Genomic DNA, 26,592 nt, shown 5'->3' on the forward strand with positions numbered 1-26,592 from the left:
GGTCAGGCTCCCTTGCTGAACATCGCGAGCATGCGCCGGGTCACGGCGAAGCCACCGAACACGTTGATCGACGCGAGCAGGATCGCGACGGCCGAGAGGCCGACGACGAGCTTGTCGTCACTGGCCACCTGGACCAGTGCGCCGACGACCACGACGCCGGAGATGGCGTTGGTGACCGACATCAGCGGCGTGTGCAGGGCGTGCGCGACCTTGCCGATCACGTAGTAGCCGATCACGATCGAGAGCATCAGCACGGTGAAGTGCCGGCGCAGCTCGTCGGTCGGGGCGACGGCGTTGACCAGCCAGAACAGGGCGATCGCACCGAGCGCGATCCCGGTCTTGGTGCCGGCCGACATCGGCGGCTTCGGCTCCTTGGCCGGGGCGGCGGCGACGGGCGCGGCCGTAGGGGCGGCGGAGACCTGCACCGCCGGCGGCGGCCACGTCGACTCCCCGTCGCGGACGACGGTGATGCCGCGCTGCACGACGTCGTCGAAGTCCAGCGTCAGGTTGCCGTCCTTCTCGGGGGTCAGCAGCTTGAGGAGGTTGACGATGTTGGTGCCGTAGAGCTGCGACGTCTGCGCGGCGAGGCGGCCGGCGAGGTCGGTGTAGCCGAGGATCGTGACGCCGTTGGCGGTGACGACCTTCTGGTCGGTCACGGTGCCGGCGGCGTTGCCGCCGTTGGCGGCCGCCATGTCGACGATGACCGAGCCGTTCTTCATCCCGGCGACGGTCTCAGCCGTGATCAGGGACGGCGCGGGGCGGCCCGGGATCAGCGCGGTGGTGATGACGATGTCGGCGGCGCGCGCCTCCTCGTCGTACATCGCGGCGGTCGCGGCGACCTGGGCCTCGGACATCTCCTTGGCGTAGCCGTCGGAGGAGACCTCCTGCTCCATGTCGACGTGGACGAACTGCGCGCCCATCGACTCGACCTGCTCGGCGACCTCGGGACGCACGTCGAACGCGCGGACGATGGCGCCCATCGCGGACGCGGCACCGATCGCGGCGAGGCCGGCGACACCGGCGCCGACGACGAAGACGCGGGCCGGCGGGATCTTGCCCGCGGCGGTGACCTGGCCGGTGAACATCCGGCCGAACTCGTGGGCCGACTCGACGACGGCGCGGTAGCCCGCGACGTTGGCCATCGAGGACAGCACGTCCATCGACTGCGCGCGGCTGATCCGCGGGACGGCGTCCATCGCGAGGCCGGTGACGCCCTGCGCCTGCAGCTTGTCGAGGAGCTCGGGGCTGCGGCCGGGTGCCATCATCGAGATGATCGTCGCACCCTGCTTGAGGCGGCCGATCTCCTCGTCCGTGGGGGCGTTGACCTTGACGATGACGTCGGCGGCCCACACCTCCTGCGTCGTACCGACCCGCACCCCGGCCTCGGTGAACGCGGTGTCGGGCTGGTCGGCGAGGTCGCCGGCGCCCGACTCGACGATCACGTCGTAGCCGAGGTTGGTCAGTTGGGATACGGTCTTGGCGGTCGCCGCAACCAGGGATTCGCCCGGTTTCGACTCGCGCGGGATGCCGATGAGCATCAAGCCTCCAGCCCTTCTGTGGATAAACGCGAGTCAACCTACACAGAGGGCACCCTCTTACGGGGGGCGTCTTACGTGTGACGAACATCTAGGGCGCGATCGTTGCGCCCAGCGGGACGGGTGTGGCTGGTCGCCCCGCCTCAGCCCGCGGCGATGCCGTACAGGCGGTCGCCGGCGTCACCCAGGCCGGGGACGATGTAGCCCTTCTCGTTGAGCTTCTCGTCCATCGCGGCCGTGACGACGGTCACCGGGATCTGGAGGTCGGCGAGCTCCTGCTCGAGCCGCGCGCAGCCCTCGGGAGCGGCGAGCAGGGTGACCGCCGTGATGTGGTCGGCGCCCCGGTCGACGAGGAACCGGATCGCCGCGGCGAGCGTGCCGCCGGTCGCGAGCATCGGGTCGACGACGTAGCACTGGCGCCCGGAGAGGTCCTCGGGCAGCCGCTCGGCGTACGTCGTGGCCTCGAGGGTCTCCTCGTTGCGGACCATGCCGAGGAAGCCCACCTCGGCGGTCGGCAGCAGCCGCATCATGCCGTCGAGCATGCCGAGTCCCGCCCGCAGGATCGGGACGACGAGCGGGCGCGGGGTCGCCAGGCGGGTACCCGTGGCGGGGGCCACCGGCGTCTCGATGCGGGTCGGCTCGACGCGCACGTCGCGGGTCGCCTCGTAGGCCAGCAGGGTCACCAGCTCGTCGGCCAGCGAGCGGAACGTGGGGGAGTCGGTGTCCTTGTCCCGCAGCACGGTCAGCTTGTGGGCGACGAGCGGGTGGTCCACGACGAGGGTGCGCATGGGGGGAGCCTAGATGACGCTTCGGGGCACCCACGGAAATGCTCTGGCCCTGTGCCCCGTCCCGTGTCACGCTGAGGGCATGACCGCTAGCGGCACGGCCATCGAATCGGTCGACTTCGCCCTCGCCGCCTACCGCGAGGAGGGGGTGTGGCAGGTCGCCGAGCTGACCCCCGACCACGCCACCGACGTCGAGACCCTGTCCGCGGCGCTGCGCCGGTTCCCTGGTGACGGCGGCGCGGTCGGCCTGGTCGCCGTCGACGAGGACTTCTTCGTCGTGGTCCGGGTGGCCGGCGCGCGGACCCGGGTGATGCTCTCCGACGTCACCGCGGCGACCGAGTGGGAGCTGGCCGCGGTCGTGGTCGAGCACCTCGGCCTGCCCCCGGTCGACGACGACGACGAGCCCGAGCCGGCCGGCGACCTCGAGCTCCTCAGCGACCTCGGGGTCGACGCGATGGACCTGGCCGCGATCCTCGACGACGACGAGCTCTACCCCGACGAGATGCTGTCCGAGATCGCCCGCGGACTCGGCTTCGGCGACCTCTTCGACGACGTCGTCGGCCTCACCTCGGCGTGAGGGGGGCCTGGGACGAGCCGATGCGGGCCGCGCTGGCCGAGGCATCGGCGGCGCTCGCCACCGGCGACGTGCCGATCGGCGCGGTCGTGCTCGACGCCTCCGGCGCCGTGGTCGGCACCGGCCGCAACGTCCGCGAGCGCGACGCCGACCCCACCGGCCACGCCGAGGTGGTGGCCCTGCGCGAGGCCGCCCGCGCCCGCGGCGAGTGGCGGCTGACCGGCTGCACCCTCGTCGTCACCCTCGAGCCCTGCACGATGTGCGCGGGCGCCGCCGTCCTGGCCCGGGTCGACCGGGTCGTCTTCGGTGCGTACGACGACAAGGCCGGCGCCGTCGGCTCCCTCTGGGACGTCGTCCGCGACCGCCGGCTCAACCACCGCCCCGAGGTGCTGGCGGGCGTCCTGGAGGCCGAGTCGGTCGCCCTGCTCGACGGGTTCTTCGCCGAGCACCGATGAGTCGGCCGGCCGCGGGCGGTCACGACGTCATGGACCCCATCGACTTCGCCCCCGCCACCGCGACCCTGCGCGACCTGGTCGCCGCGGTCACCGACGAGCAGCTGGCCGCCCGCACGCCCTGCCCCGACTACACGGTCGGCGACCTCGTCGAGCACGTGGGCGGGCTCGCGATCGCGTTCACCGGCGCGGCCCGCAAGCAGCCGGTCCCGGGCTCCGAGCAGGGCGGCAGCGGGGACGCGTCCCGGCTCGAGCCGGGCTGGCGCTCGCGGATCGACGCGGACCTGGCCGAGCTCGCGGCCGCGTGGTCGGCGCCGGGGGCCTACGAGGGGGAGACCCAGGCAGGGCCCTTCCTGATGCCGGCGCCCGAGGCCGCCGCGGTCGCGCTGGACGAGGTGGTCGTCCACGGGTGGGACCTGGCGACGGCACTCGGCCTGCCGTTCGTCGTCCGCGACGAGGACGTCGCGTCCTGCCTGGCGTTCGCCGAGCCGTTCTCGACGCCCGAGGCGGTGGCGATGCGTGCGCCGGCGTTCGGGCCCGTCGTCCCGGTGCCGGCGGACGCATCGCCGCTCACGCGTCTGCTCGGGCTTCTCGGTCGGTCAGCAGCCGCGACCGGATGAGGAAGCGGACGCCGTAGGGCGCTTCCAGCGAGAAGCCCGCGCCCCGGCCGGGCACCACGTCGATGGTGAGGTGGGTGTGCGACCAGTACTCGTGCTGGGCGCGCGACATCCACACCGGGACCGGCCGGTCCAGGCCGACGTCGAGGTCGCCGAGGTGGACGTCGGCGTCCCCCAGCAGGAACTCGCCGTCGGGGTAGCACATCGGAGCGGACCCGTCGCAGCACCCGCCGGACTGGTGGAACATCACCGGCCCGTTGGCCTCGGTGAGGCGGCGGACGAGCTCCGCCGCCTCAGCGGTGACCGCCACGCGGTCTCGGCCCGGCATCAGAAGAAGCCGAGCGCGTCCGGGCTGTACGACACGAGCAGGTTCTTCGTCTGCTGGTAGTGGTCGAGCATCATCTTGTGGTTCTCGCGGCCGATGCCCGACTGCTTGTAGCCGCCGAACGCCGCGTGCGCGGGGTACGCGTGGTAGTTGTTCGTCCACACCCGGCCGGCCTGGATCGCCTTGCCGGCGCGGAAGGCCTGCGCCCCGTCCCGCGACCAGACGCCGGCGCCGAGACCGTAGAGCGTGTCGTTGGCGATCGCGAGGGCGTCGGCCTCGTCGTCGAAGCCGGTGAGCGAGACGACCGGGCCGAAGATCTCCTCCTGGAAGATGCGCATCGAGTTGTCGCCCTCGAAGACGGTGGGCGTCACGTAGTACCCGCCCGCCAGGTCGCCGTCCAGCACCGCGCGCTCGCCGCCGGTGAGGATCTTCGCGCCCTCGTCCTTGCCGATCTCGATGTACGACAGGATCTTCTCGAGCTGGTCGTTGGACGCCTGCGCGCCGATCATCGTGGTGTCGTCGAGCGGGTTGCCCTGCTTGATCGCCTCGACCCGCTTGACCGCGTCGTGCACGAAGTCGGAGTAGATCGAGCGCTGCACCAGCGCGCGCGACGGGCAGGTGCAGACCTCGCCCTGGTTGAGGGCGAACATCGCGAAGCCCTCGAGCGACTTGTCGTAGAAGGCGTCCCGCTCGGCCGCGACCGAGTCGAAGAAGATGTTCGGGCTCTTGCCGCCGAGCTCGAGCGTCACCGGGATGATGTTCTGGCTGGCGTACTGCATGATCAGCCGCCCGGTCGTCGTCTCACCGGTGAACGCGACCTTCGCCACGCGGGGCGACGACGCGAGCGGCTTGCCGGCCTCGACACCGAAGCCGTTGACCACGTTGAGGACGCCGGCCGGCAGCAGGTCGCCGATCAGCTCGACGAGCTTGAGGATGGACCACGGCGTCTGCTCGGCCGGCTTGAGGACGACGGCGTTGCCGGCGGCCAGCGCCGGGGCGAGCTTCCAGACCGCCATCAGGATGGGGAAGTTCCACGGGATGATCTGGCCGACCACGCCCAGCGGCTCGTGGAAGTGGTAGGCGATCGTGTTCTCGTCGATCTCCCCGATCGAGCCCTCCTGGGCTCGCAGCGCCCCCGCGAAGTAGCGGAAGTGGTCGATGGCGAGCGGGATGTCGGCCGCCAGCGTCTCGCGGACCGGCTTGCCGTTCTCCCACGTCTCGGCGACCGCGATGGCGGTCAGGTTCGCCTCCATCACGTCGGCGATCTTGAGCAGGATGTTGGACCGGTCGGTGGTCGACGTGCGTCCCCACGCCGGGGCGGCCGCGTGGGCGGCGTCGAGGGCGGCCTCGATGTCCTCGGCGGTGCCGCGCGCGATCTCGGTGAACGGCTTGCCGTTGACCGGCGAGATGTTCTCGAAGTAGGCGCCCTGGACCGGGTCGACCCACTGGCCGCCGATGAAGTGGCCGTAGCGAGGGGCGACGGTGACCAGCGAGTCGGGCTGGCCGGGGGCTGCGTAGACGGTCATGTGAGTGCTCCAGGGTGTCGTCGGGACGCCGTGGTTGTGACGGCGGTCACGACGCTAGGAGCGGGAACGTTGCGGCCCCGTTGCGCCGGCCGGGACGGTCTCAGCCGAGCTCGGCGTCGAGCCGCGCGAGCTGACCCTCGACCAGCGCGCGCATCGGCGACGTCGCCGGGACGGCGGCCCGCTGGGCCAGCCACATCTCGTAGTCGTCGCGCCCCCACCCCGACCGGGTCCAGGCCGACATCAGCTCGGGCGTGCCCGAGCGGAGCAGCGCCTGGCGCACCGAGGCGGCCAGCCGCTCGCGCAGCGCGACGACGCCGGGCGCGGTCGAGCGCGGCAGCACCGGGCCGCCGTACCCCTGGAGGGCGGCGCGGAGGTCGCCCGCCGCCAGCTGCGCCTCGACCGCCAGCCAGTCGCCGGTGACCGGCGCGGCGAGGCGGTAGGGCCGCGAGGCCAGCAGCTCGTCGCCGAGCAGCCCGCGCAGCCGGTTGAGCTCGGCGCGCAGGGTCGACGTGCCGCCGTCCTCCTCGTAGAGCAGGACCGCCAGCTCGTCGCCGGTCAGCCCACCCGGCGTCGCCGCGAGCAGGGCCACGATCTCGCTGTGCCGGCGGCTGAGCCGGATCCGGGAGAGGCGGCTGCGGCCGTCGTCCACGGTGACGAGGGCCTCGTCGTGACCTAGCAGCTCGAGCAGGAGCCGGACGCCGGTCCTGCGGCTGTCGCTGGGAGCCGGCGGTGGCGCCTGGCGCGCGAGCTCCGCCTCGGCCAGCCGCGCCGCAGCCCGCACCATCGCCATCGTCTGCGGCACCACGAGCGCATCGCCGCCCGTCACGTCGAGCACCCCCAGCAGCCGGCTCGTCCGCGGATCGTGGATCGGCGTCGCCGCACAGCTCCACGACCGCACCGCCGACCGGAAGTGCTCCTCGCGCGTCACCAGCGCCTCACGCCCGGTCGCCAGCGCCAACCCCGGCGCATTGGTGCCCACCAGCCGCTCGTCCCAGTTGCTGCCCTCGACGAACCCGATCCGCTCCGCCTGCCGCAACGTCTCGGGCGTCCCGCAGACCCACAGCAACGTGCCCTCGGCATCGGCCAGCGCCATCACCGCCCCGCAGTCGCGCACCTCGCGCCCCAGGACGTCGTCCAGCAACGGGAGCACGCGCGCCAGCGGATGCGCCTCCCGCCGTCCCCTCAGATCGGGGACGTCGAGCGTGATCGGCGCATCGCCCTGCCCGACCTCGACCCCGGCCGCCGCCGAGCGCTCCCACGACGCCGCCACCTCGGCCCGCATGTGCGGCCGGGCGGCATCGGGAATCATGACTTCAGTAGACAACGTCGTCCCCCACGTGACCAGGGTCTCTCACGCCGACCCTGCCCGTCGTACGTTGCAACGAGGTTGCATCGGCCGCTGCCTGGTCGTGGTGCGGGCGATTTCGGGCGCGGCGCGGCGCTCCGGTAAGGTTCCCCGCGGTGGCGTGTCCGAGCGGCCTAAGGAGAACGCCTCGAAAGCGTTTGTGGGTGCAAGCCCACCGAGGGTTCAAATCCCTCCGCCACCGCCAGCACCAACGCAAGCAGCCTCCGGCGAGTTCGCCGGAGGCTGCTCGCATTTCGTGGGTCGATGCGTCGCCCCTCGTCGTCTGTCGACGACCATGTCCTGGTCGACGATGGTGGCAGGATGGTGGGACGATGGTGGGACGTGACGGGCAGTTCTCCACGCCTTGGCTGAGAGACCAGCTCATCGAGCGGCTGGGGGAGCTCGCAGACCCGGTCTGGCTGAGATCGTTCGTGACCGGAGCCCGCGTCCCTGCGACGCGGCTCGACGAGGTGTTGGACTTCCTGGACGACACGGGTGCGGTCGACGAACCCGAGAACCAGGTGGGTGCATTCCTGCGCGGCAACGAGGTGGAGCGAGCGCGGTCGGTCGGCGCTGCGCTCGAGGCAGCTCTGGGGAGCAACGCCCCTGAGCCGTGGATCCGGGTCGCGGCTGCCGCGGAGCTTCTGCTGGAGGAGATCGCTGCAGCGCCGGCCGACGACCGGATGTCCCCATGACCGTCCCCCCACGGCCGAGCCCCCGCCCGCGCCGCAGCGGCGTCGGCTGGTGGCTCGCCGGGTGCGGCTGCCTCGCGGTGACCGGTGCGCTGGTGCTGGGTCTGGTGGTCCTCGGGGTGGTCGTGACCAGACTCCCGTCGGGCGACGGCGGTGGCACGCCTCCGGGCAGTGCGCAGTCTCCGCAGGCGGGATCGACGGCCGCGCCCGGGGTGGCCGAGCAGCTGGTGCTGTTCGAGGCGGAGCGGGAGAGGTTCTACGCGCTCGCGGCGGTGCTCGACGGCAACCCGGTCAAGCCGCTGGTGACCGACTTCGACGCCTTCCAGCGGCTCGAGAAGCGCGCGGGCCAGCCGAACCTGGGCAGCTTCTCGGCGCAGACGCTGGTGCAGCAGGCCGCTCGGCAGCGGCAGCAGCTGCAGCGGCGGATCGCCGCGGCCGAGAAGCGGCGGGTCAACCGGTCCGGCTCGCTGACCGAGGGGATCGTCGACCGTGCGGGGGACGGCTTCATCGACATCCGCTGGGACGCCGCCTCCGCGTGCGGCGCGTCCGAGCGGGAGGGGTGGCGGACGTCGGGCTGCATCACGAAGGGCGACTCGCTCACCGTGCACCTGCTCCGCGAGCGGGAGTTCGGCGGCGACTGGGACCGGCGGATGATCGTCGTCCACGAGCTCGCGCACATCTACCAGCGGGCCGACCGGCAGCGGTACGACGCCCGCCGCGGCCGGGTGGACCGGCTGCTGGCGAAGGGACTGTTCCAGGGCAGCGAGGAGAAGATGGCCGACTGCTACGCCCTCACCTACTACGGCGAGTGGTCGCTGACGCGCGGGAACCTCGAGATCGGCTACGGCTACGTGTGCGGACGGTCCGAGCGCCGCGCCCTCCGCAAGTGGGCGGCGGACGTCGACGCCCCGATGCCCGGCTGACGTGACCGACACCCGCTGACGGGCTGCCGCCGTCCCGCCGGGGACCTGAAAACATGTCCCCATGGACGACCTGCGGACTCTCCACCGCACGCTCGACCTCTGCCTGAAGGTCGGGGAGGTGCTGCTCTCCTCCGGCGCCGGCGCGGCCGACGTCGTCGCGACGATGCGCGCGCTCGCCCGGTCGCTCGGCATCCGGCACACGCAGGTGGACGTCACGTTCACGTCACTGGCGATGAGTGTGCAGCAGGGGCCGGACGAGGCGCCGGTGGTGCAGATCCGGCAGGTGACCCAGCGCGAGATCGACTACGAGGACCTGACCCGGGTCGACCACCTGGTGCGGGACGTCGTGGCGGGCAAGACCGATCTCGAGGAGGCGCGGACCCAGCTCGCCCAGATCGTGTCGTCGGGTCATGCCCGGCCGCGGTGGGCGGCGACGGTCGGGTGGGGGCTGATGTGCGGGGGTGTCGGGCTGCAGCTGGGGGGCAGCCCGGTGGTGGTGCTGGTGGCGATGCTGGCGGCGATCTGCATCGACCGGCTCCAGCTCCTGATGACGCGGCGACGGCTGCCGGGCTTCTACCAGCAGGTGGCGGGCGGGGTGGTCGCGACGGTGCTGGCGGCGCTCGGCACCCGGCTGGCCGAGCCGTGGGTGCACCTCAACGCGTCGCTGGTCGTGACGGCGAACATCATCATGCTGCTGGCGGGCATCGGGTTCATGGGGGCGATCCAGGACGCCCTGTCGGGCTTCTTCGTGACCGGTGGCGCGCGCATCCTCGAGGCGGTGCTGGCGACGGCGGGCATCATCGCGGGCGTCAGCGGGGGACTGTCGCTGTGCGCGACGGTGGGGCTGGAGGTGCCGCGGCTGACGTTGCCGCGGTTCGACCTCGTCGGGGTGAGTGCGGTGGGCGTCGGTGGCGCGATCGCGGCGGCGGCGTTCGCGTTCGCGTCGTACGCGCCGCTGCGCACGCTGCTGCCCGTCGGGATCCTCGGGGGTGCGGCGCTCGCCGCGACCGAGATCATGGACGAGGCGGGCTTCGGGCGGACCTGGTCGGTGGGGGTGTCGGCCTTCGTGATCGGCCTGTTCGGCTACACGGTCGGCCGGCAATTCCGGGTACCGCCGCTGGTGGTCGTGGTGTCGGCGGTCGTGCCGCTGCTGCCGGGTCTGTCGATCTACCGCGGTCTCTTCCTGCTCGGTGAGGAGGGCGGCCAGCAGGCCGCCCAGGGCCTGCTCGCGATGGTCACCGCGGCATCGATCGCGATCGCGCTCGCGTCCGGCGTCATCCTCGGTGAGTACGTCGCCCAGCCGGTCATGCGCGAGGCCCGGCGGGTCGAGGCGCGGCTCGCCGGACCGCGCCTGGTCGGCGTCACCCGGGTACGGCGTCACCGCCGCCGCCGGGACCCCGAGTCCCGCTGATCCGGGTCGGCTGCCCCTGGTGTCCGGGCCGTCGCTCGCTCCAGGCTGGGCCGGTGCCACGCCGTCTCGCTCTCCCAAGCCCCCGCGTCTCCGGGGTCGGGGTCACCGTGCTCGCGCTCGTCGCGAGCGCCCTCCTCGTCCTCGGGGCGCCGACGACGGCGTCGGCACAGCGCCCGTCGCGGCCGGCCCTCACCGGCCCGACGGGCCCCGTCGTCCCGGGTGCGACCGTCATCCTCCGCGGCCGCACCCGGACGACGTCCGCCCGCCCGCCCGTCGTCCTGCAACGGCAGCGGGCGGGTCGCTGGGAGCGGGTGCAGCGGGTGCGGCCGAATCGTGTGGGGCGGTTCGCGCTGCGTGTCCGGGTGCCCGCGTCGACCCGGTTCCGGGTCCGGGTCGGCCAGCGCGTCTCGCGGCCGGTCGTCGTACGGGTGCTCCCCGGTGCCCGCACGACGACCGCGTCCGCGCCCGTCGCGACCAGCCCGCGCACGCGGGTGCCGGTCACCGCGACGAGCCGGCCCGCCCGGCCCGGTGCGACGGTGACGTTCCAGCGCCGGGAGGCCGACGGTCACTGGCACACGCTGGGCACCGCGGTCGAGAACCGGAGCGGCCGCGCGTCCTTCCTCGTCACGCCGGAGGCGACGACGACCTACCGGGTCAAGGCCGCCGGCACCCCCGCGGCCACCACCACCGTCCAGCTCCGCGCCCGAGCGGAGTCGCCGTGGGTGACCGGCTACTACGCCGGCTGGTTCTGGGACCAGGAGTACGCGCCCGACGAGGTCGACATGAGCGACCTCACCCACTTCGTCTTCGGCCGGGTCGCGCCGGGCGGCGGCTCGCTCGACGGTGTCCCGGGGGCCGTCGTGCCCGGCGCCGGCTCCGCGCACGACCCGGCCGCGTCGCCCTACCCGGGGACGACGGTCGAGGACCACCTCGTCGACCGCGCGCACGCGGCCGGCGCGAAGGCGCTGCTCATGCTCGGCGGCGACGGCTTCGACGGCCGCGGGTTCGTCGCGTCGACGGCCGACGCGGTGCGGCCGGTGTTCGTGCGCAACCTCGTCGACTACCTCGTGGCGCACGACTACGACGGGGTCGACGTGGACTGGGAGAACTGCCTCGGCGGCGAGGCCTGGGAGTGCGGCGTCCGGATCACGCGTGACGAAGCGGTCCGACGGCTCAGCGCCCTCGTCGTCGAGGTACGGGCCGAGATGGCCACCCGGGCCCGGTACGCCGTGGAGCCCGGCCTGATCACCTTCCCCGGCTACCCGGTCAACACCAACCACCTCGAGCCGGGCGGGAAGGTCGAGGCCTGGCAGGGGCGGATGCCGTGGCTGGTGGACCAGTACAACCTGATGTCCTACGGCATCGGCACCACGTGGAACGGCGACGGCTGGGAGTCCTGGTTCTCCGGCGCCCTGGACGACGAGTCCCCGACCACGCCGGTGAGCATCGACAGCAGCATCGACGCGTACGTCGCCGCCGGCGCGCCCCGCGAGAAGATCGGCCTGGGCATCGGCCTCTACGGCATCTACTACGGTCCGACCGTGACCGGCCCGCGCCAGCCGACCGGCACCAACGACGTCTACGAGACCAACGACGTCGCGCTGTCCTACACCCGGCTGGTCGAGCTCGGCTACCTGAGCCACGGCACCCGGCGCTTCGACGCCGACGCCTCGTCGACGTACCGCAGCTACCGAGGTGGCGGCTACGTGCCGCCCACCGAGCCGGGGCTGCCCCCGCGCCGCCCGGCGGGCTTCCTGTCCTACGAGGACGAGGAGTCGATCGCGGCCAAGGCGGACTACGTCGCGGCCGGGGGCGCGGGCGGCACGATCGTCTGGACGCTCAACTACGGCGCGCTGCCCGACGGCAGCAACCCGCTGCTCGACGCGATCGGGGACGCCTTCCTGCGTCGCTGACCCCTTTCGCTCGTCTAGGTCCGCACCATTGGGCCCCCGCTTCCGGCGGGGGCCCGTCTTCTTTTGGTCCGGACCTTGACGTGGCAGTGACGTGCGTCATATACATACCTAAACCTGAAATCAGATTCGTAAATGAGGTCGAGGGATGGCACTGGTCGCGCACGCACTGCAGGACGGCGCCTCGGTCGACGCCGGGCTCCTCCTCCTGCGCGTCGTGGTCGGTCTGCTCGTCCTCGGCCACGCCGTGCAGAAGTCGGCCGGCTGGCTCGGCGGCGAGGGCCTCGCGGCCACCGCCGCGATCTTCGACCGGGTCGGCTACCGGCCCGGCCGGCCGATGGTCGTCGTCGCGTCGGTCTCCGAGACCGCCGGTGCCGTGCTGCTCATCACCGGGCTGGCCACACCGCTCGCCGGCGCGGTCGTCGCCGCGGTCATGGTGGTCGCCTGCTCGGTCCACTGGCCGTACGGCGTGTGGGCGGCCCGGCGGGGCTTCGAGCTGCCGCTGACCTTCGGCGTCGCGGGCGCGGCGCTCGCCCTCGTCGGCCCGGGCGGCTGGTCGCTCGACGCGGCCCTCGACCTCGACCTGCCGGCCTGGTCGGGCGCCGCCGCGCTCGCCGTCTGCCTCGCCGGAGCCGCCGCGCTCGTCGCCGTCCGCGCCGTCCGGCAGCAGCGCCGCCCTTCCTAAGAAACGTCCTGCGCGCGGTCCGGGCGCGCCCAGACGAGCTCACCCATCCGTCACACCGTCGTACCTGGGAGAACACATGAAATCGTTCGTGAAAGCCGTCGCCCCCGCGCTCGCCCTGGGCCTCGCGGTCTCGGCCTGCTCGTCCAAGGCGGACGACAGCTCCGGCGGCGGGGTCGGCGCCGACGGCGTCAAGACGGGCGCCGGCGTCACCAAGGACTCCATCACGCTGGCCGCGCTGGTGCCGCTGAGCGGACCGATCGGCGGGCTCGGCCAGGACGGCGTCGCGGGCGTGAAGCTCTACTTCGACAAGGTCAACGCCGACGGCGGTGTCTGCGACCGCACGATCGCCATCGAGGCGCGCGACAACAAGTACAACTCGCAGGAGACGATGACGCAGTACACCGGTCTCAGCGGCGACGTCGCGGCTGTCGCGAACCTGTCGCCCGGCACCGACGCGATCACGCTCGAGAGCCGGCTGAAGAAGGACGGCCTCGCGGTGATGGCCGGCTCTTACGACCCGCTCCTGCTCGCCGTCCACCAGGCCTTCATGCCCGGCACGCCGTACGACGTCGAGGCGGTCAACGGGATCAGCCACCTGGTCGACGAGGGCACCCTCGCCAAGGGCGACACCATCGGCGTCATCGCCTACCCCAACGGCATCGGTGAGGCCGTCACCAAGGGCGTCGACGGCGCCGCCGAGCACTTCGGGCTGAAGGTCGAGCACACCAAGATCGACAGCACGGCGACCGACGCGACCGCCCAGGTCAACACGCTCAAGCGGGCCGGCGCCAAGGTCATCGTGATGGGCACGGCAGGTGGGCCGACGGTCTCCGCCGCGTCCGTCGCCGCCGCCAGCGGGTACGACGTCACGATCCTCGCGACCAACCTGCTCTCGCAGGGCGACGTCCAGGGCGCCGCCAAGGAGGCGATCGTCGACCACGTCCTGCTCACCTCCAACAGCGCGCCGTTCAGCTCCGACGCGCCCGCGGTCCAGGAGCTCCTCGCCGCGTGGGAGAAGCAGGCCGACGGCCGGCCGATCACGGCGCCCGTCGCCGCCGGCTACCTGATGGCGGGCGTGCTGCACAAGGCGCTCCAGCAGGCCTGCGACGACGGCGACCTGACGCCGCAGAGCATCACCGACTCGATGGCCAAGGTCGGCAAGATCGAGACCGACGGTCTCGGCGTCGACCTCGACTACTCCACCCCGGGCGCCGCGCCGTCGCTGGCCAGCTTCATCCTCAAGCCGGACCCGGCCGCCGAGGGCGGCGCGGTGATCGTCACCGGCCCCGAGGAGAGCGACGCGGCCGCGGCGTACGCCGAGTCGCAGGGCTACGTGAAGTAGGTCCGTGATGATCGAGGTCGAGGCTCTCGCCGTGCGCTACGGCGCCGCGGAGGTGTTCCAGGACGTCAGCCTGCGGGTCGACGACGGGCGGATCGTCGCCCTGCTGGGCAACAACGGTGCCGGCAAGACGACGCTGCTCCGGGCCCTGTCGGGGATCCTCGGCGGGCAGGGCGGCCGGGTCGTCGCGGGCACCGCGCACGGCGAGGGTCTCGACCTCACCCGCAGCCGGGCCGACCGGATCGTCCGGGCCGGCATCGTGCAGGTGCCGGAGGGACGGCGGGTCTTCGGCCAGCTGTCCGTCGAGGACAACCTCGCAGCCGGCGCGCTGTCGGTCCGCTCCCGGCCGCAGGCACGCAGGACCAAGGCGTGGGTGCACGAGCTGTTCCCGATCCTCGCGGACCGGGCGCAGCAGCCCGCGGCGCTGCTGTCGGGCGGTGAGCAGCAGATGCTCGCCATCGGCCGGGCGCTCATGAGCAGCCCCCGGGTCCTGCTCATGGACGAGCCCTCGCTCGGCATCGCACCGCTGGTCGCGCGCCAGATCATGGAGACCGTCCGCGAGGTCAACCACGCCGGCACGAGCGTGCTGCTCGTCGAGCAGAACACCAAGCTCGCGCTGTCGGTCGCGCACCACGCCTACCTCATGCACGGCGGCGCGATCGTCGCCGAGGGGCCGGCCGACGAGCTGGCCACGTCCGACCTCCTGCTCGAGGTGAGCCTCGGCAAGCACACCGCGTCGGCCGTACCGACCGGAGGGAACCCCCATGGTTGAGCCGATCCTGCAGGCCGAGGGCCTCACCGTGCGCTTCGGCGGCGTGGTCGCCCTCGACGACGTCTCGTTCGCGGTCGCGCCGGGCAGCATCCACGCCGTCATCGGCCCGAACGGGGCCGGGAAGTCGACCTGCTTCAACGCGATGACGGGTCTCTACCCGCTCGCCGCGGGCACGGTGCGCATGTCCGGCGAGCGCCTCGACCGGGTGCCCCGGCACCGGATCGTGCGCCGCGGCGTCGCGCGCACCTTCCAGAACCTCGTCCTGCCCGACGCGCTCACCGTCGCCGACGTGCTCCGGCTCGGCCGGCACCACCGCACGCGGGCCGGTCTCCTCGCGACGGCGCTCGCCCTGCCCGCCGCGCGCCGGGAACGACGTACCGACGACGACGTGGTGCGCTCGGTCGCCGAGATCCTCGGTCTGGAGGGGCATCTCGACGACCCGGTCGGCGTCCTCCCCTACGGCCTGCGCAAGAAGACCGAGATCGCCCGCGCGCTCTGCGCGGAGCCCGAGGTCCTGCTCCTCGACGAACCCGTCGCGGGGATGAACGACGCGGAGTCGCGCGCCCTGGGCGAGCGCATCCGCGAGTGCCGGGAGCAGTTCGGGCTGACGGTGCTGCTCGTCGAACACGACATGGAGCTGGTGATGAGCCTGTCCGACCACGTGACCGTCCTGCAGTCGGGACGCGTCATCGCCGACGACCGCCCCGAGCGGATCCAGCAGGACCCGGTGGTGATCGCCGCCTACCTGGGCGCCGATCCTGCCGAGGTGCGCGACGGGCGAGAGGAGGTCGTCTCCCGTGGATAGCCTGCTCAACGCGCTCGCCAGCGGCCTCTCGCTCGGCGCGCTCTACGCCGTCATGGCGCTCGGCTTCGTGGTGATCTACCGCGCGACCGGCGTCCTCAACTTCGCGCACGGGGCGTTCCTCCTCGTCGGCGTGTACGTCGCCTCGGTGGTCAGCGAGAGCCACGGCTACCTCGTGGGCGTGGTCGCCGGCCTGCTCACCGGCGCGCTCGTCGCTGTCGTCGCCGAGACGGTCTTCCTCCGGAACAGCCGCACCCACGACCACGTGACGCTGACGATCCTCACGCTCGGTCTCAACCTCCTCGTCGTGACCGAGGTCAGCCGGCGGATCGGCACCGAGACGCTGCCGCTGCGCGACCCGATCGGCAACGACGTCGTCGAGATCGGCGCGATCACCATGCCGACCGTGCGCCTGATCGCGCTCGTCGTCGCGGTGCTGGCGATCACCGTGTTCCTGCTCTTGTTCCGCTTCACCAGCTGGGGGCTGGCGATGCGGGTGAGCAACCAGGACGGCGAGGTGGCCGCCCTGATGGGGGTCCGGCTGTCCGTCGTCTCGTGGACGAGCTGGGCGATCGGCGGGGCGCTCGCCGTCCTGTCCGGCCTGTTCCTCGCGTCGTTCCCGACGCCCGGTGTGACGCCGGCCCTGGCGGACACGGCCTTCCGTGCCTTCCCTGCGGCCGTCATCGGCGGTCTCGGCTCGGTCGGTGGCGCTCTCGTCGGTGGCGTGATGCTCGGCATGGTCGAGGCGTTCGCCGCGACCTACGAGGGCTCCCTCGGTGGCTGGGCCCACAACCTGTCGGGGATCTCCGCGTGGGTGCTGCTGCTCGTCGTCCTGCTGCTGCGGCCGCAGGGTCTCTTCAGCGCGAAGCAGGTGCAGCGTGTCTAGGTCCCGTGTTCTCGTGGGTGCGCTGCTGGTGGTGCTCCTCATCGCGCCGTACTACCTCGACGGCTTCTGGCTGCAGCTGGGCGCGCTCGCCATGGCAGCCGGCGTTGCCGCCATCGGGCTCACCCTTCTCGTCGGTGTCGCGGGCCAGATCTCCTTGGCCCACGCGGTGTTCGTGGGGATCGGGGCCTACGGCTACATCGTGCTGGCCTCCGATTCCAGCGACCTGGCCTGGGGGCTGGGCTGGCCGCCCGCCCTCGCCGCGCTGGGTGGGATCGGGCTCGCCGCGCTCGGCGGCCTCGTGCTCAGCCCGCTCTCGGGCCGGGTCAACGGCCTCTACCTCGCCGTCGTGACCATCGGTCTCGTCTTCATCTGGCAGCACGTGCTGCAGGAGGTCGGCGGCATCAGCGGCGGGTACGTCGGCCGGTCGGTGCCCGAGCTCGACGTCCTCGGCGTCAACCTCGGCGACACCGAGCCGTGGGTCGTCGCACAGGTGCCCTTCGGCGCGGCCGAGAAGCTCTGGTGGCTCGGCCTGCTCGTGCTCGTCGTCGCCTACGTGACGGCACGCAATGTCGTGCGGGGCCGTCCCGGCATCGCGCTGGCGATGGTCAAGGAGAGCGAGATCGGCGCCTCGGCGCTGGGGATCGACGTCCGGCGCGGCCGGGCGGCGGCCTTCTTCCTTGCCGCTCTGTACGCCGGCGCGGCCGGCGTCCTCGTTGCGCTGACGACCCAGTTCGTGACGCCGCAGGGCTTCGGCTTCCAGCTCTCGACCGACTACCTGGTGATGATCATCATCGGCGGCCTCGGCAGCGTCCGCGGCGCCGTCGCCGGCGCGGTCTTCGTGACCGCGCTGCCCCGCGTCCTCGGCCAGTACGCCGACCGGCTGCCGTTCCTGTCCCAGGTCGGCGAGGGCGGCATCGACGCCAACGTGATGAGCGTGTTCATCTACTGCGCGCTGCTCATCGTGGTGATCATGTTCGCCCGGGGCGGGCTCGACCGGGCGCTCGGCCTGCTGGCCGGTCCACGTCGCCGTCCGGCCCCGGACCGCGCACCCGAACCCGTCCTGGCGGAGGTGGCCTGATGCAGACCTGGATCCACGTGCTCGACTGGCGGGCCAGCGCGGATGCCGACGCGGTGGCGATCCGCGACGACCGCGGCGCGCTCACCTACGGCGAGCTGCACGCGCTCGTCGAGACGCGTGCCGGCGGCTGGCACGAACGCGGCGTCCGCAGCGGCGACGTCGTCGCGGTGCTCTCGCGCAACAGCGCGGAGATGCTCGTCCAGACCCTCGCGCTGGTGCGGATCGGTGCGCTGCCCCTGCTGCTCAACTGGCGGATGACCGCGCCGGAGGTCGCCGAGCTGCTGGCGATGACCGCGCCGGTCGGGGTGTTCGCCGACCCGACGTCCACGGCGCTGGTCGACGTGCTGCCCGGTGCCACCCGGGTGGTCGACGGTCCGGCCACCGACGACTGGCTGGCGGCTGCCGGTCTCGTGGGTGATCCGCCCGCCCGGCCCGACGAGCGGCTGCGGGTCGACGAGGTCGCCCTGCTCATGCACACGAGCGGGACGACCGGCCGGCCCAAGGTGATCCCGCTCGACCACGGCTCGCTCATCCGCAACCTGGCGGGCTTCGCGATCGACATCGGCGACCAGGTGCGCGGCAGCAACCACCTGGTGATGATGCCGCTGTTCCACCTCGCGGGCTTCGCGCAGGCGATGCAGTGCTTCCTCACCGGCGGCACGCTCGTCGTCCACGACGGCTTCGACGCCGACCGCGTGATCGACACGATCGCCGGGCAGCGGATCAACTTCCTCACCGCGGCGCCGACGATCATCGAGATGCTCGTCGACACGCTCGAGACCCGGCGTCAGGACGCCGATCTCTCCAGCCTGCGCGAGATCCAGTACGGCGCCGCGCCGATCGCCCCCGAGCTGCTGGAGCGCGCGGTGCGCCGGGTCTGCGGCCGCTTCCGGCAGATCTACGGCAGCACCGAGCTGCAGGGCTTCCTGTCGGTGCTGCGGCCCGAGGACCACGTCGCCGGGACGGCGCGGCTCGCCTCGGCGGGGCAGGTCGTGCTCGGCTGGGAGGCCCGGCTGGTCGACGCGTCCGGCGTCGCGGTGCCCCACGGCACGCCCGGCGAGCTGCACGTGCGCAGCGAGAACCTCATCGCCGAGTACTGGCGCGATCCCGACGAGACCGCGCGGGCGTTCACCGACGACGGCTGGTTCCGCACCGGTGACGTCGGGATCCTCAGCGCCGAGGGCTACCTCAGCATCGTCGGCCGTGCGAAGGACATGATCATCAGCGGCGGCGAGAACATCTACCCCGCCGAGATCGAGCGCGCGCTGCTCGACCATCCCGATGTCGCCGAGGTCGCCGTCGTCGCCCGGCCGCACGAGCACTGGGGCGAGACGCCGTTCGCGTTCGTCGTCCCGGAGCCGGCGGTCGCCACGCTCGACCCCGACGAGCTGCGGGCGTTCTGCCGTGCGCGGCTGGCCGGCTTCAAGTGCCCCAGCGGCTTCGAGGTCATCGACGCGCTGCCCCGCAACGCCCTCGGCAAGGTGCTGAAGGTCGACCTGCGGCGCCAGCTCGTGGACACCGTTCCCCCGACGAGATAGGCAGGACCCGATGGACCACCACCGATCGATCGGCAGCATGCTGCGCCACTGGGCGGGCGAGCGGCCGGACGCGCCCGCCGTCGCCGTCGAGGGCGTCGCGGAGCACACCTTCGCGAGCTGGCTCGACGCGAGCAGCCGCCTGGCCGGCGGCCTCGCCGCCCACGGCGTCGGCCCCGGTGGCCGGGTCGGCTTCATCGGCAAGAACGCGGTCACCTGGGCGGAGGTGCTCGCCGCCGCGTCCTTCCGCCGTGCGGCCGCGATCCCGTTCAACTGGCGGCTCAGTGCTGACGAGACCACCGCGGTGCTCGCGGACGCCGACGTCGCCGTGCTCGTCGTCGAGGCCGAGCTCCTGCCGCTGCTGGGCCGCTCGGTGCCCGAGGACGGCGCCGCGCGGGTCCTGCTGCCCGGCGGCGACGAGCGGCCGTACGACGCGTGGCTGGCCGAGCAGGACGCCGTACCGGCGCTGGAGCCGGAGCCGGACGACATCGCCTTCCTCATCTACACCTCGGGCACGTCCGGGCGTCCCAAGGGCGTGGAGCTGCCGAACCGCGCGATCGCGGCGAACCTCGCGGCGCCCGCGCCGTGGGACATCGCCGAGGGGCACGTGGTGATGGTGCCGGCGCCGATCTTCCACCTCTCCGGCACCGGCTGGATCTTCTACTGCCTCGGTCTGGGCGCGACGTCTCTCTACGTGCTCGACATCCGGCCCGACGTCGTCCTCGGTGTCTTCGCCGGCGACCGGGTCGACCACGCGCTGACCGTGCCCGCCGTCGTCCAGTCGCTCGTGCAGCACCCCGACGCCGCGGAGCGCTCGTACCCGCGGCTGCGCACGCTGATCTACGGCGGCTCGCCGATGTCGCCGACCGTCGCGGACGCCGCGCGCGAGCTGTTCGACTGCGACCTGATCCAGAGCTACGGCATGACCGAGACCTGCGGCCCGATCACGTTCCTCGGCCCGGACGACCACCGTCGCGGCGGGGAGCGGCTCGCCTCGGCCGGCGTTGCCGTGCCCGGCGTCGAGCTCGGCGTCTTCGACCCGGCGACGGGGGAGCGGTGCCCCGTGGGCGAGACCGGCGAGGTCTGGACCCGCAGCGCGCTGATCATGGCCGGCTACCGCAACCAGCCGGGCGAGCTGAGCGCCGTGCTGCGCGAGGACGGCTGGTTCCGCACCGGCGACGCCGGCTACCAGGACGCCGACGGCTACCTGTTCCTGTGCGACCGGGTGAAGGACATGATCGTGTCGGGCGGCGAGAACATCTACCCGGTCGAGGTCGAGAACGTCCTGATGACGCACCCCGACGTGCGCGACGTCGCGGTGATCGGGGTGCCGGACGAGCGGTGGGGTGAGACGGTCAAGGCCGTCGTCATCCCCGGGGACCGTCGTCCCGACCCGGCCGAGCTCGTCGCCCACTGCCGCGAGCGGCTGGCGCACTACAAGTGCCCGACGTCCGTCGACCTGGTCGAGGCGCTGCCGCGCAACCCGAGCGGCAAGCTGCTCAAGCGCGAGCTGCGGGCGCCGTACTGGGCCGGGCGCTCGCGCGAGATCGCCTGACGGACGACGCCGAGGAGGGGGAGAACAGTGGTCGCACGGTACGAGGAGGTCGCCCGGTCGCTCGCGCGCCGGATCGAGGACGCCACCTACCCGGTGGGCTCGCAGCTGCCGCCGGAGGTCGAGCTCGCGTCGGCGTACGCCGTCTCGCGGGCGACCGTGCGCTCCGCTCTCGACTCGCTCGAGCGGCTGGGCATGGTCTCGCGCCGCCGCCGGATCGGGACGCGCGTCGAGTCGGTGCGGCCGACCACCGGCTACGCCCGCACCGTGACGACGATGAACGAGCTCGTCCAGTACTCCACCGAGACCCGGCGCAGCGTCCTCGGTCAGTGCGAGGTCGTCGCCGACGACGACCTCGCCGCCCTGCTCGGCTGCGTGCGGGGCCGGCCGTGGGTGCACCTGCGGATGCTGCGGCTCGACGAGGTCGGCGGCCTCGACGAGCAGCGTCCGCTCTGCCACACCGACGTCTACCTCGACCCGGATGTCGCGCTCGTCGTCGGCGACCGGATGGCCCGTCCCGACGGGCTGATCAACGAGATCGTCGAGCAGTGCACGGGCCGGATGACGGTCCGCGTCGACCAGCGCATCCGCGCCTGCTCGCTGTCGGCCGACCTGGCCGCGGCACTGCACGCGGAGGTGGGCAGTCCTGCGCTCCAGATCGTGCGCCGCTACGTCGAGCGCTCGGGCGACGTCGCGCAGGTGACCGTGTCCGTGCACCCCGCCGACCGCTTCGAGTTCACCGTCTCCATGGAGCGCGCCGGCGGCTGAGACCGCTCCGCTCCACCCCATCACCATCCCGGGAAACCCCCTAGAAATGAGGAAGAAGTGCGCATCACCGAGATCCGCGAGGTCGACGTCCCCCTGCAGGGGGACATCGCCAACGCGGTCGTCAGCTTCGCCGAGCACAAGGTCTCGCTGGTCGCCGTGGTCAGCGACGTCGTGCGCGACGGCGTCCCGCTGACGGGTGTCGCGTTCAACTCGATCGGCCGGCACGCGCAGGGCGGCATCCTCCGCGAGCGGATGATCCCGCGGGTCCTCGGCGCCGACCCGGCGTCGTTGCTGGCTCCCGAGGGCGGACTGCTCGACCCTGCGCGGGTCCTCGACTGCGCTCTGCGCAACGAGAAGCCCGGTGGGCACGGCGATCGCGCCGCGGCGGCCAGCGCCGTCGAGCTGGCGTGCTGGGACCTGATCGCGAAGGCCAACGACGAGCCGGCGTACGCCACCATCGCGCGTGCTCACGGCCGGACGCCCGTCACTGCGGGGGTTCCGGTCTACGCGGCGGGTGGCTACTACCAGGCGGTCGACGACCTCGCCCGGCTCACCGACGAGGTGCGCGGCTACCTCGACGCGGGCTATCCCGCGGTGAAGATCAAGATCGGCGGCCTGCCGCTCGCCGACGACCTGCGCCGGGTCGAGGCAGCCGTCGCCGCGGCCGGCGGGGGTGACCGGGTCGCCGTCGATGCCAACGGTCGGTTCGACCGCGAGCGCGCCCTGGCCTACGGAGACGCGCTCGCGCCGCTCGGTCTGCGCTGGTACGAGGAGGCCGTCGACCCGCTCGACTTCGCGCTCCACGCCGAGCTCGCCGCTGCGTACGACGGCCCGATCGCGACCGGCGAGAACCTCTTCTCGCGCCAGGACGTCGCGAACCTGCTGCGCTTCGGCGGCGTCCGGCCCGACCGGGACCTGCTGCAGATGGACGCCGGGCTCAGCTACGGGCTCACGGAGTACGCCGCGATGATCGCGCTCATGGAGGAGGCGGGCTTCGACCGGCGCGCCGCCGTCCCGCACGGGGGGCACCTGGTCAACCTGCACATCGTCGTGGGTCTCGGGCTCGGCGGGTGCGAGGCGTACCCCGGCGTCTTCCAGCCCTTCGGCGGCTACAGCGACGACTGCGTGCTCGCCGACGGGCTGATCCGGCCCGCCGACCACCCGGGCTTCGGCCTGGAGGCCAAGGTCGGGCTGGGCGACGAGATCGCGAAGCTGGTGGCCTGATGGCCGGCACGGACGCTCCGCTGCGCATCGCCGTCGTCGGCTGCGGCGCCATGGGCTCGGTCTACGCCGCCCGGCTCGCCGGCGCCGGGCACGACGTCCTCGTCGTCGACGCCTGGGCCGACCACGTCGCGGCGATCGCCCGCGACGGACTCGCCCTCTCGGGGCCCGACGGCGAGAGAACCGCGCAGGTACGGGCTTTCCCGGCGCCACCGGCCGAACCGGTCGACCTGGTGGTGCTGGCCGTCAAGGCCGCCGACGTCGTGCCGGCCGCCTCCGGTCTTGCCCCGCTGCTGGACGACGGCACCGTCGTCCTCACGATCCAGAACGGCCTCGGCTCGGCCGAGCAGGTCGCCGGCGTCCTCGGACCCGACCGCCTCGCCGTCGGGATCGCCAGCGGCTTCGGCGCCTCGCTCACCGCCCCGGGCCGGGTCCACCACAACGCCATGAAGGCCCTCCGCTTCGGCGCCTACTCCGGGTTGCCCTCCGCCGACGTCGAGCGGGTCGCCACGGCCTGGCGGGCCGGCGGCTTCGACGCCGCCGCGGTGGACGACATCGCCGCCATGCAGTGGGAGAAGCTCATCTGCAATGTCGCCTACAGCGCACCCTGCGCGCTGACCGGCCTCACCGTCGGCGAGGTCATGGACCACGACGAGATGGGCCCGATCAGCCGCGCCGCCGCGACCGAGGCCTGGGAGACCGCACGGGAGCTGGGGATCGGGATCGACGTCCCGGACCCGGTCGCGCACGTCCGCGCGTTCGGCGCCCAGATGCCGGCCGCCAAGCCCTCCGCGCTCCTCGACATCGAGGCCGGCCGCCGCAGCGAGATCGCTGTCATCAACGGGGCGATCCCACGCGAGGCCGCCAAGGTGGGTCTGACCGCCCCGGTCAACGCGACGCTCACCGGGTTGGTGCGCACGCGCGAGGCGGGCTTCTAGCTGGCTGGTCCTCTGCGGCTTCGCCTGCGATCTCGGGGTTGTGTCGGACCCTCCTGATCTAATATGGGTATGGCTTCTCGGACCGCCTTCACCCCGCTGCTCACCCGCCTGCGTGCGGGTGTGGAGCAGCGCGAGGAGTCGGTGGTCGCCGAGTGGGCGGGGATCGTGGAGTGGGCCGCTGGCAATGTGGTGGCGGGCTCGGCTGAGGCGGTGGGCGCTGCGACCATCCGGGACGGTTTCGTCGACACGGGTCTGCCGATCGCGGGTGAGGGTGCGCCGCTGGTCTCGGAGTTCGCGCTCATGGAGCTCGTGGCGGTGCTGGGCCGTTCCCCTGATGGCGGCCGGGTCTATGTCGGCCGGGTGCTGGAGTGTGCGTGGCGCCTGCCGCAGGTCTATGCGTCGGTGGTGGCGGGGCGGTTGGCGCCGTGGCGGGCCGAGCGGATCGCGGAGGCCACTCGCCCCCTCTGCCCTGCGGCCGCGGCGTTCGTGGACCGGCAGCTGTTCAATGCCACCGGGGTCGGCTGGGCGCAGCTGGAGCGGTTGATCGCGGAGGCGGTCATCCGGTTCGACCCCGAGCGCTACGAGGCCGAGCGTTCGGCGGCGACCGACCATCGCTACGTCGAGGTGGGGGTGCCGGACACGAATGGGCTGGTGCGGCTCGACGGTCTCCTTGATGCGGCCGACGGCCGTGACCTGGATGACGCGATCAGCCGCCGCGCCACGCTGCTCGGCCGGCTCGGGAACGAGGCGAGCCTGGACGTGCGCCGCTCCCAGGCGCTGGGCGACCTCGCCCGCAACGACCTCACTCTGGACCTCGGCTCCGACGGCGCCCCTAGCCGCCGAGCCGTGCTCAACGTCCACATCACTGATGCGACGCTGGTTGGCGCCAACCCGGTCGGCCGGTGGGACCAGCAGCCCGTGAGCGCCGAGCAGATCCGTGAATGGCTGGCCCAGCCCGGGATGTCGGTGACGGTACGGCCGGTGATCGACCTCGCCGACCATGTGCCGGTGACGGCCTACGAGATCCCCGACCGCCACCGCCAAGCCGTTGAGCTCCGCGACCACACCTGCCGCTTCCCGTACTGCACCCGACCAGCGATGCGCTGCGACCTCGACCACGCCACACCCCACAACCGGGGCGGGCCGACGTGCCCGTGCAACCTGGTCCCGTTGTGCCGGCGTCACCATCGCGCCAAGACCCACAGCCAGTGGCGCTACCAGGTCACCACGATCGGCACCTACGTCTGGCGAAGCCCGTCCGGCTTCCACTTCGAGGTGAGCCACCGCGGAACACACCCACAAGAGCACTCAGACTCCGGCGAAGACCCCGAGCCAGCGGTGTACCGGCAACAACCAGACACCCACTGACCACCGCACCCAGGTACCGCAACCACTGCGGCGCGCCACCACGCCATCAGTAAAGAAGACCCCAGCCCGCGAGGCGCCGAAGCCGACCCTCGCCAAGCCAAGCCCACCCCAAGCCGCGCCCCGAGTCCGCCCCTCAGAGATCCACCGGCGCGGCCAGCCGTCCGACGAGCGCCGTCGCCGCCGCGACCTGCGGCGAGACCAGGTGGGTGCGGGCGCCGTCACCCTGGCGGCCCTCGAAGTTCCGGTTGGTCGTCGACGCCGAGCGGACGCCCTGCCCGAGGGCGTCGGGGTTCATCGCGGTGCACATGGAGCAGCCCGAGCCGCGCCACTCGAAGCCGGCGCCGGTGAACACCCGGTCGAGTCCCTCGGCCTCGGCGGCCCGGACCACCGCGGCCGATCCCGGCACGATCAAGGCCCGCACGCCGGGCGCCACCGGGCGCCCGCTCGCCCGGACGACGTCCGCCGCCGCGCGCAGGTCCTCGAGCCGGCCGTTGGTGCAGGAGCCGATGAACACGGTGTCGACGGCGATCGCGCGCATGGGCGTCCCGGGGGAGAGGTCCATGTAGGCCAGCGCCCGCGCGGCGACGTCGTCGTCCGGCGCGGGGGTCGGGACGACGTCGTCGATCGCGACGGCCTGGCTGGGGTTCGTGCCCCAGGTGACGGTCGGGACGACGTCGGCCGCGTCGATCACGACCGACCGGTCGAAGACGGCGTCGTCGTCGCTGCGCAGCGTCCGCCAGTACGCCGTTGCGGCCTCCCAGTCCGGCCCGGTCGGCGCGAAGGGCCGGCCGGCGAGGTAGGCGAGGGTCGTCGCGTCGGGAGCGATCAGCCCGCCGCGGGCACCGCACTCGATGCTCATGTTGCACAGCGTCATCCGCTGCTCGACGGTGAGCGAGTCGACGCAGCTGCCGCGCAGCTCGAGCACCGACCCGGCGCCGCCGTTGACGCCGATCGCCCGCACCACGTGGAGCGCGAGGTCCTTCGCGGTGACCCCCGGCCCCAGCACGCCGTCGATGCGGACCTCCAGGCTGCGCGGTCGCTCCATCCAGAGCGTCTGGGTGGCCAGCACGTGCTCGACCTGGCTCGTCCCGATCCCGAACGCCAGCGCGCCGAGGGCGCCGTGCGTCGAGGTGTGCGAGTCGCCGCAGACGATGCTCAGACCGGGCTGGCTGAGCCCCTGCTCGGGTCCGATCACGTGGACGATCCCGTTGCCCGCGGAGCCCAGTGGGTGGTGGGGGACGCCGAACTCGGCGCAGTTGCGCCGGACGGTCTCCATCTGGAGCCGGCTCAGCGGGTCGGCGACGCCGTCGAGCAGTGGCAGCGGCAGCGGCCGGGTGGTCGGGACGTTGTGGTCCTCGGTGGCCACCGTGAGGTCCGGCCGCCGTACGCCGCGCCCGGCCGCGCGCAGCCCGGCGAACGCCTGCGGCGAGGTCATCTCGTGCAGCAGGTGCAGGTCGACGTACAGCAGGTCGGGAGCGCCGTCCCCGTCACCGCGGACGACGACGTGGTCGTCCCAGAGCCTGTCGAGGAGCGTGCGCGCGCCCACCGGGTCA

25 protein-coding genes and 1 tRNA gene are annotated in these 26,592 nt (G+C 72.8%); 20 read left to right on the top strand and 6 right to left on the bottom strand.

The features are described from left to right. Positions 1 to 2: 2 nt before the first annotated feature. Together BM223_RS01590 and upp are read right to left on the bottom strand one after the other, a co-directional pair. Positions 3 to 1,538 carry a Re/Si-specific NAD(P)(+) transhydrogenase subunit alpha gene (locus BM223_RS01590; RefSeq protein WP_038682136.1) on the bottom strand — a complete coding sequence of 512 codons (1,536 nt, stop codon included), beginning with the start codon at positions 1,536 to 1,538 and terminating at the stop codon, positions 3 to 5. 140 nt (positions 1,539 to 1,678) lie between these two features. Then, the gene (upp, locus tag BM223_RS01595; RefSeq protein WP_038682135.1) at positions 1,679 to 2,323 is read right to left on the bottom strand and encodes a uracil phosphoribosyltransferase; all 645 of its coding nucleotides are present in this window, start codon (positions 2,321 to 2,323) and stop codon (positions 1,679 to 1,681) included. A 79-nt stretch (positions 2,324 to 2,402) separates the two neighbouring features. Here upp and BM223_RS01600 point away from each other — a divergent pair, with 79 nt between their 5' ends. From BM223_RS01600 to BM223_RS01610, 3 genes are read left to right on the top strand one after another with little or no spacing between them, the layout of a single operon-like run. Further along, complete coding sequence (locus tag BM223_RS01600) at positions 2,403 to 2,897, top strand: tRNA adenosine deaminase-associated protein (protein ID WP_038682133.1); 495 nt, start codon at positions 2,403 to 2,405, stop codon at positions 2,895 to 2,897. 20 nt (positions 2,898 to 2,917) lie between these two features. Then, positions 2,918 to 3,349, top strand: coding sequence for a nucleoside deaminase (locus BM223_RS01605; protein WP_038682132.1), 432 nt, complete (start codon positions 2,918 to 2,920; stop codon positions 3,347 to 3,349). Then, positions 3,346 to 3,966, top strand: coding sequence for a TIGR03086 family metal-binding protein (locus tag BM223_RS01610; protein WP_200887024.1), 621 nt, complete (start codon positions 3,346 to 3,348; stop codon positions 3,964 to 3,966). Before BM223_RS01605 ends, BM223_RS01610 begins: the two co-directional genes overlap by 4 nt. On the opposite strand, the gene BM223_RS01615 is transcribed toward BM223_RS01610, so the two are convergent. The 3 genes from BM223_RS01615 to BM223_RS01625 all read right to left on the bottom strand — a co-directional run bounded on the left by BM223_RS01615 (position 3,917) and on the right by BM223_RS01625 (position 7,123). After that, positions 3,917 to 4,291: a DUF779 domain-containing protein gene (locus BM223_RS01615; protein WP_038682130.1), complete on the bottom strand. Its 375-nt coding sequence runs from the start codon at positions 4,289 to 4,291 to the stop codon at positions 3,917 to 3,919. The two genes, BM223_RS01610 and BM223_RS01615, sit on opposite strands and share 50 nt — an antisense overlap. After that, positions 4,291 to 5,814, bottom strand: coding sequence for an acetaldehyde dehydrogenase ExaC (exaC, locus tag BM223_RS01620; RefSeq protein ID WP_038682129.1), 1,524 nt, complete (start codon positions 5,812 to 5,814; stop codon positions 4,291 to 4,293). The genes BM223_RS01615 and exaC overlap by 1 nt, the downstream gene beginning before the upstream one ends. Positions 5,815 to 5,914: 100 nt before the next feature. Next, positions 5,915 to 7,123, bottom strand: coding sequence for a GAF domain-containing protein (locus tag BM223_RS01625; protein ID WP_038682128.1), 1,209 nt, complete (start codon positions 7,121 to 7,123; stop codon positions 5,915 to 5,917). A 151-nt stretch (positions 7,124 to 7,274) separates the two neighbouring features. On the opposite strand from BM223_RS01625, the gene BM223_RS01630 reads away from it, so the two are divergent. The 17 genes from BM223_RS01630 to BM223_RS01710 all read left to right on the top strand — a co-directional run bounded on the left by BM223_RS01630 (position 7,275) and on the right by BM223_RS01710 (position 25,039). After that, positions 7,275 to 7,364: transfer RNA gene (locus BM223_RS01630), tRNA-Ser, on the top strand. Between the two features lie 127 nt (positions 7,365 to 7,491). Next, positions 7,492 to 7,854, top strand: coding sequence for a hypothetical protein (locus BM223_RS01635; RefSeq protein WP_038682127.1), 363 nt, complete (start codon positions 7,492 to 7,494; stop codon positions 7,852 to 7,854). After that, positions 7,851 to 8,774, top strand: coding sequence for a hypothetical protein (locus BM223_RS01640; protein WP_038682126.1), 924 nt, complete (start codon positions 7,851 to 7,853; stop codon positions 8,772 to 8,774). Before BM223_RS01635 ends, BM223_RS01640 begins: the two co-directional genes overlap by 4 nt. A 61-nt stretch (positions 8,775 to 8,835) precedes the next feature. Next, on the top strand, positions 8,836 to 10,185 hold the full coding sequence (locus tag BM223_RS01645) for a threonine/serine exporter family protein (RefSeq protein ID WP_052139080.1): 1,350 nt from the start codon (positions 8,836 to 8,838) through the stop codon (positions 10,183 to 10,185). A 53-nt stretch (positions 10,186 to 10,238) separates the two neighbouring features. Beyond that, positions 10,239 to 12,098 carry a glycoside hydrolase family 18 protein gene (locus BM223_RS01650; RefSeq protein WP_141267625.1) on the top strand — a complete coding sequence of 620 codons (1,860 nt, stop codon included), beginning with the start codon at positions 10,239 to 10,241 and terminating at the stop codon, positions 12,096 to 12,098. 145 nt (positions 12,099 to 12,243) lie between these two features. Further along, a complete protein-coding gene (locus tag BM223_RS01655; protein WP_052139078.1) occupies positions 12,244 to 12,780 on the top strand; it encodes a DoxX family protein in 537 nt (178 codons plus the stop codon). 88 nt (positions 12,781 to 12,868) lie between these two features. After that, on the top strand, positions 12,869 to 14,122 hold the full coding sequence (locus BM223_RS01660; RefSeq protein WP_038682125.1) for an ABC transporter substrate-binding protein: 1,254 nt from the start codon (positions 12,869 to 12,871) through the stop codon (positions 14,120 to 14,122). Positions 14,123 to 14,129: 7 nt separating this feature from the next. Beyond that, a complete protein-coding gene (locus tag BM223_RS01665) occupies positions 14,130 to 14,891 on the top strand; it encodes an ABC transporter ATP-binding protein (RefSeq protein ID WP_038682124.1) in 762 nt (253 codons plus the stop codon). Further along, positions 14,884 to 15,696 carry an ABC transporter ATP-binding protein gene (locus BM223_RS01670; protein ID WP_052139077.1) on the top strand — a complete coding sequence of 271 codons (813 nt, stop codon included), beginning with the start codon at positions 14,884 to 14,886 and terminating at the stop codon, positions 15,694 to 15,696. Before BM223_RS01665 ends, BM223_RS01670 begins: the two co-directional genes overlap by 8 nt. Then, on the top strand, positions 15,689 to 16,579 hold the full coding sequence (locus tag BM223_RS01675) for a branched-chain amino acid ABC transporter permease (protein ID WP_038682123.1): 891 nt from the start codon (positions 15,689 to 15,691) through the stop codon (positions 16,577 to 16,579). Before BM223_RS01670 ends, BM223_RS01675 begins: the two co-directional genes overlap by 8 nt. 13 nt (positions 16,580 to 16,592) lie before the next feature. Further along, a complete protein-coding gene (locus BM223_RS01680) occupies positions 16,593 to 17,657 on the top strand; it encodes a branched-chain amino acid ABC transporter permease (RefSeq protein WP_052139076.1) in 1,065 nt (354 codons plus the stop codon). After that, positions 17,657 to 19,195, top strand: coding sequence for a class I adenylate-forming enzyme family protein (locus tag BM223_RS01685; RefSeq protein ID WP_052139075.1), 1,539 nt, complete (start codon positions 17,657 to 17,659; stop codon positions 19,193 to 19,195). The genes BM223_RS01680 and BM223_RS01685 overlap by 1 nt, the downstream gene beginning before the upstream one ends. Before the next feature lie 10 nt (positions 19,196 to 19,205). Next, entirely contained in the window at positions 19,206 to 20,747 is a 1,542-nt protein-coding gene (locus tag BM223_RS01690; RefSeq protein WP_038682120.1) for an AMP-binding protein, read from the top strand. Positions 20,748 to 20,774: 27 nt separating this feature from the next. After that, the gene (locus BM223_RS01695) at positions 20,775 to 21,512 is read left to right on the top strand and encodes a GntR family transcriptional regulator (RefSeq protein ID WP_038682119.1); all 738 of its coding nucleotides are present in this window, start codon (positions 20,775 to 20,777) and stop codon (positions 21,510 to 21,512) included. 57 nt (positions 21,513 to 21,569) lie between these two features. Next, the gene (locus BM223_RS01700) at positions 21,570 to 22,736 is read left to right on the top strand and encodes an enolase C-terminal domain-like protein (RefSeq protein ID WP_038682118.1); all 1,167 of its coding nucleotides are present in this window, start codon (positions 21,570 to 21,572) and stop codon (positions 22,734 to 22,736) included. Then, positions 22,736 to 23,671, top strand: coding sequence for a ketopantoate reductase family protein (locus BM223_RS01705; RefSeq protein ID WP_200887023.1), 936 nt, complete (start codon positions 22,736 to 22,738; stop codon positions 23,669 to 23,671). The genes BM223_RS01700 and BM223_RS01705 overlap by 1 nt, the downstream gene beginning before the upstream one ends. Positions 23,672 to 23,791: 120 nt before the next feature. Beyond that, positions 23,792 to 25,039 carry an HNH endonuclease signature motif containing protein gene (locus tag BM223_RS01710; protein ID WP_143128541.1) on the top strand — a complete coding sequence of 416 codons (1,248 nt, stop codon included), beginning with the start codon at positions 23,792 to 23,794 and terminating at the stop codon, positions 25,037 to 25,039. A 133-nt stretch (positions 25,040 to 25,172) separates the two neighbouring features. Here the strand turns inward: BM223_RS01710 and leuC are convergent, their stop codons facing one another. Then, positions 25,173 to 26,585 carry a 3-isopropylmalate dehydratase large subunit gene (gene leuC / locus BM223_RS01715; RefSeq protein WP_038682116.1) on the bottom strand — a complete coding sequence of 471 codons (1,413 nt, stop codon included), beginning with the start codon at positions 26,583 to 26,585 and terminating at the stop codon, positions 25,173 to 25,175. Between the last annotated feature and the right edge of the window lie 7 nt (positions 26,586 to 26,592).

Origin of the sequence: Pimelobacter simplex, from assembly GCF_900114845.1 — a bacterium.
Classification (GTDB): Bacteria; Actinomycetota; Actinomycetes; order Propionibacteriales; family Nocardioidaceae; genus Nocardioides; species Nocardioides simplex.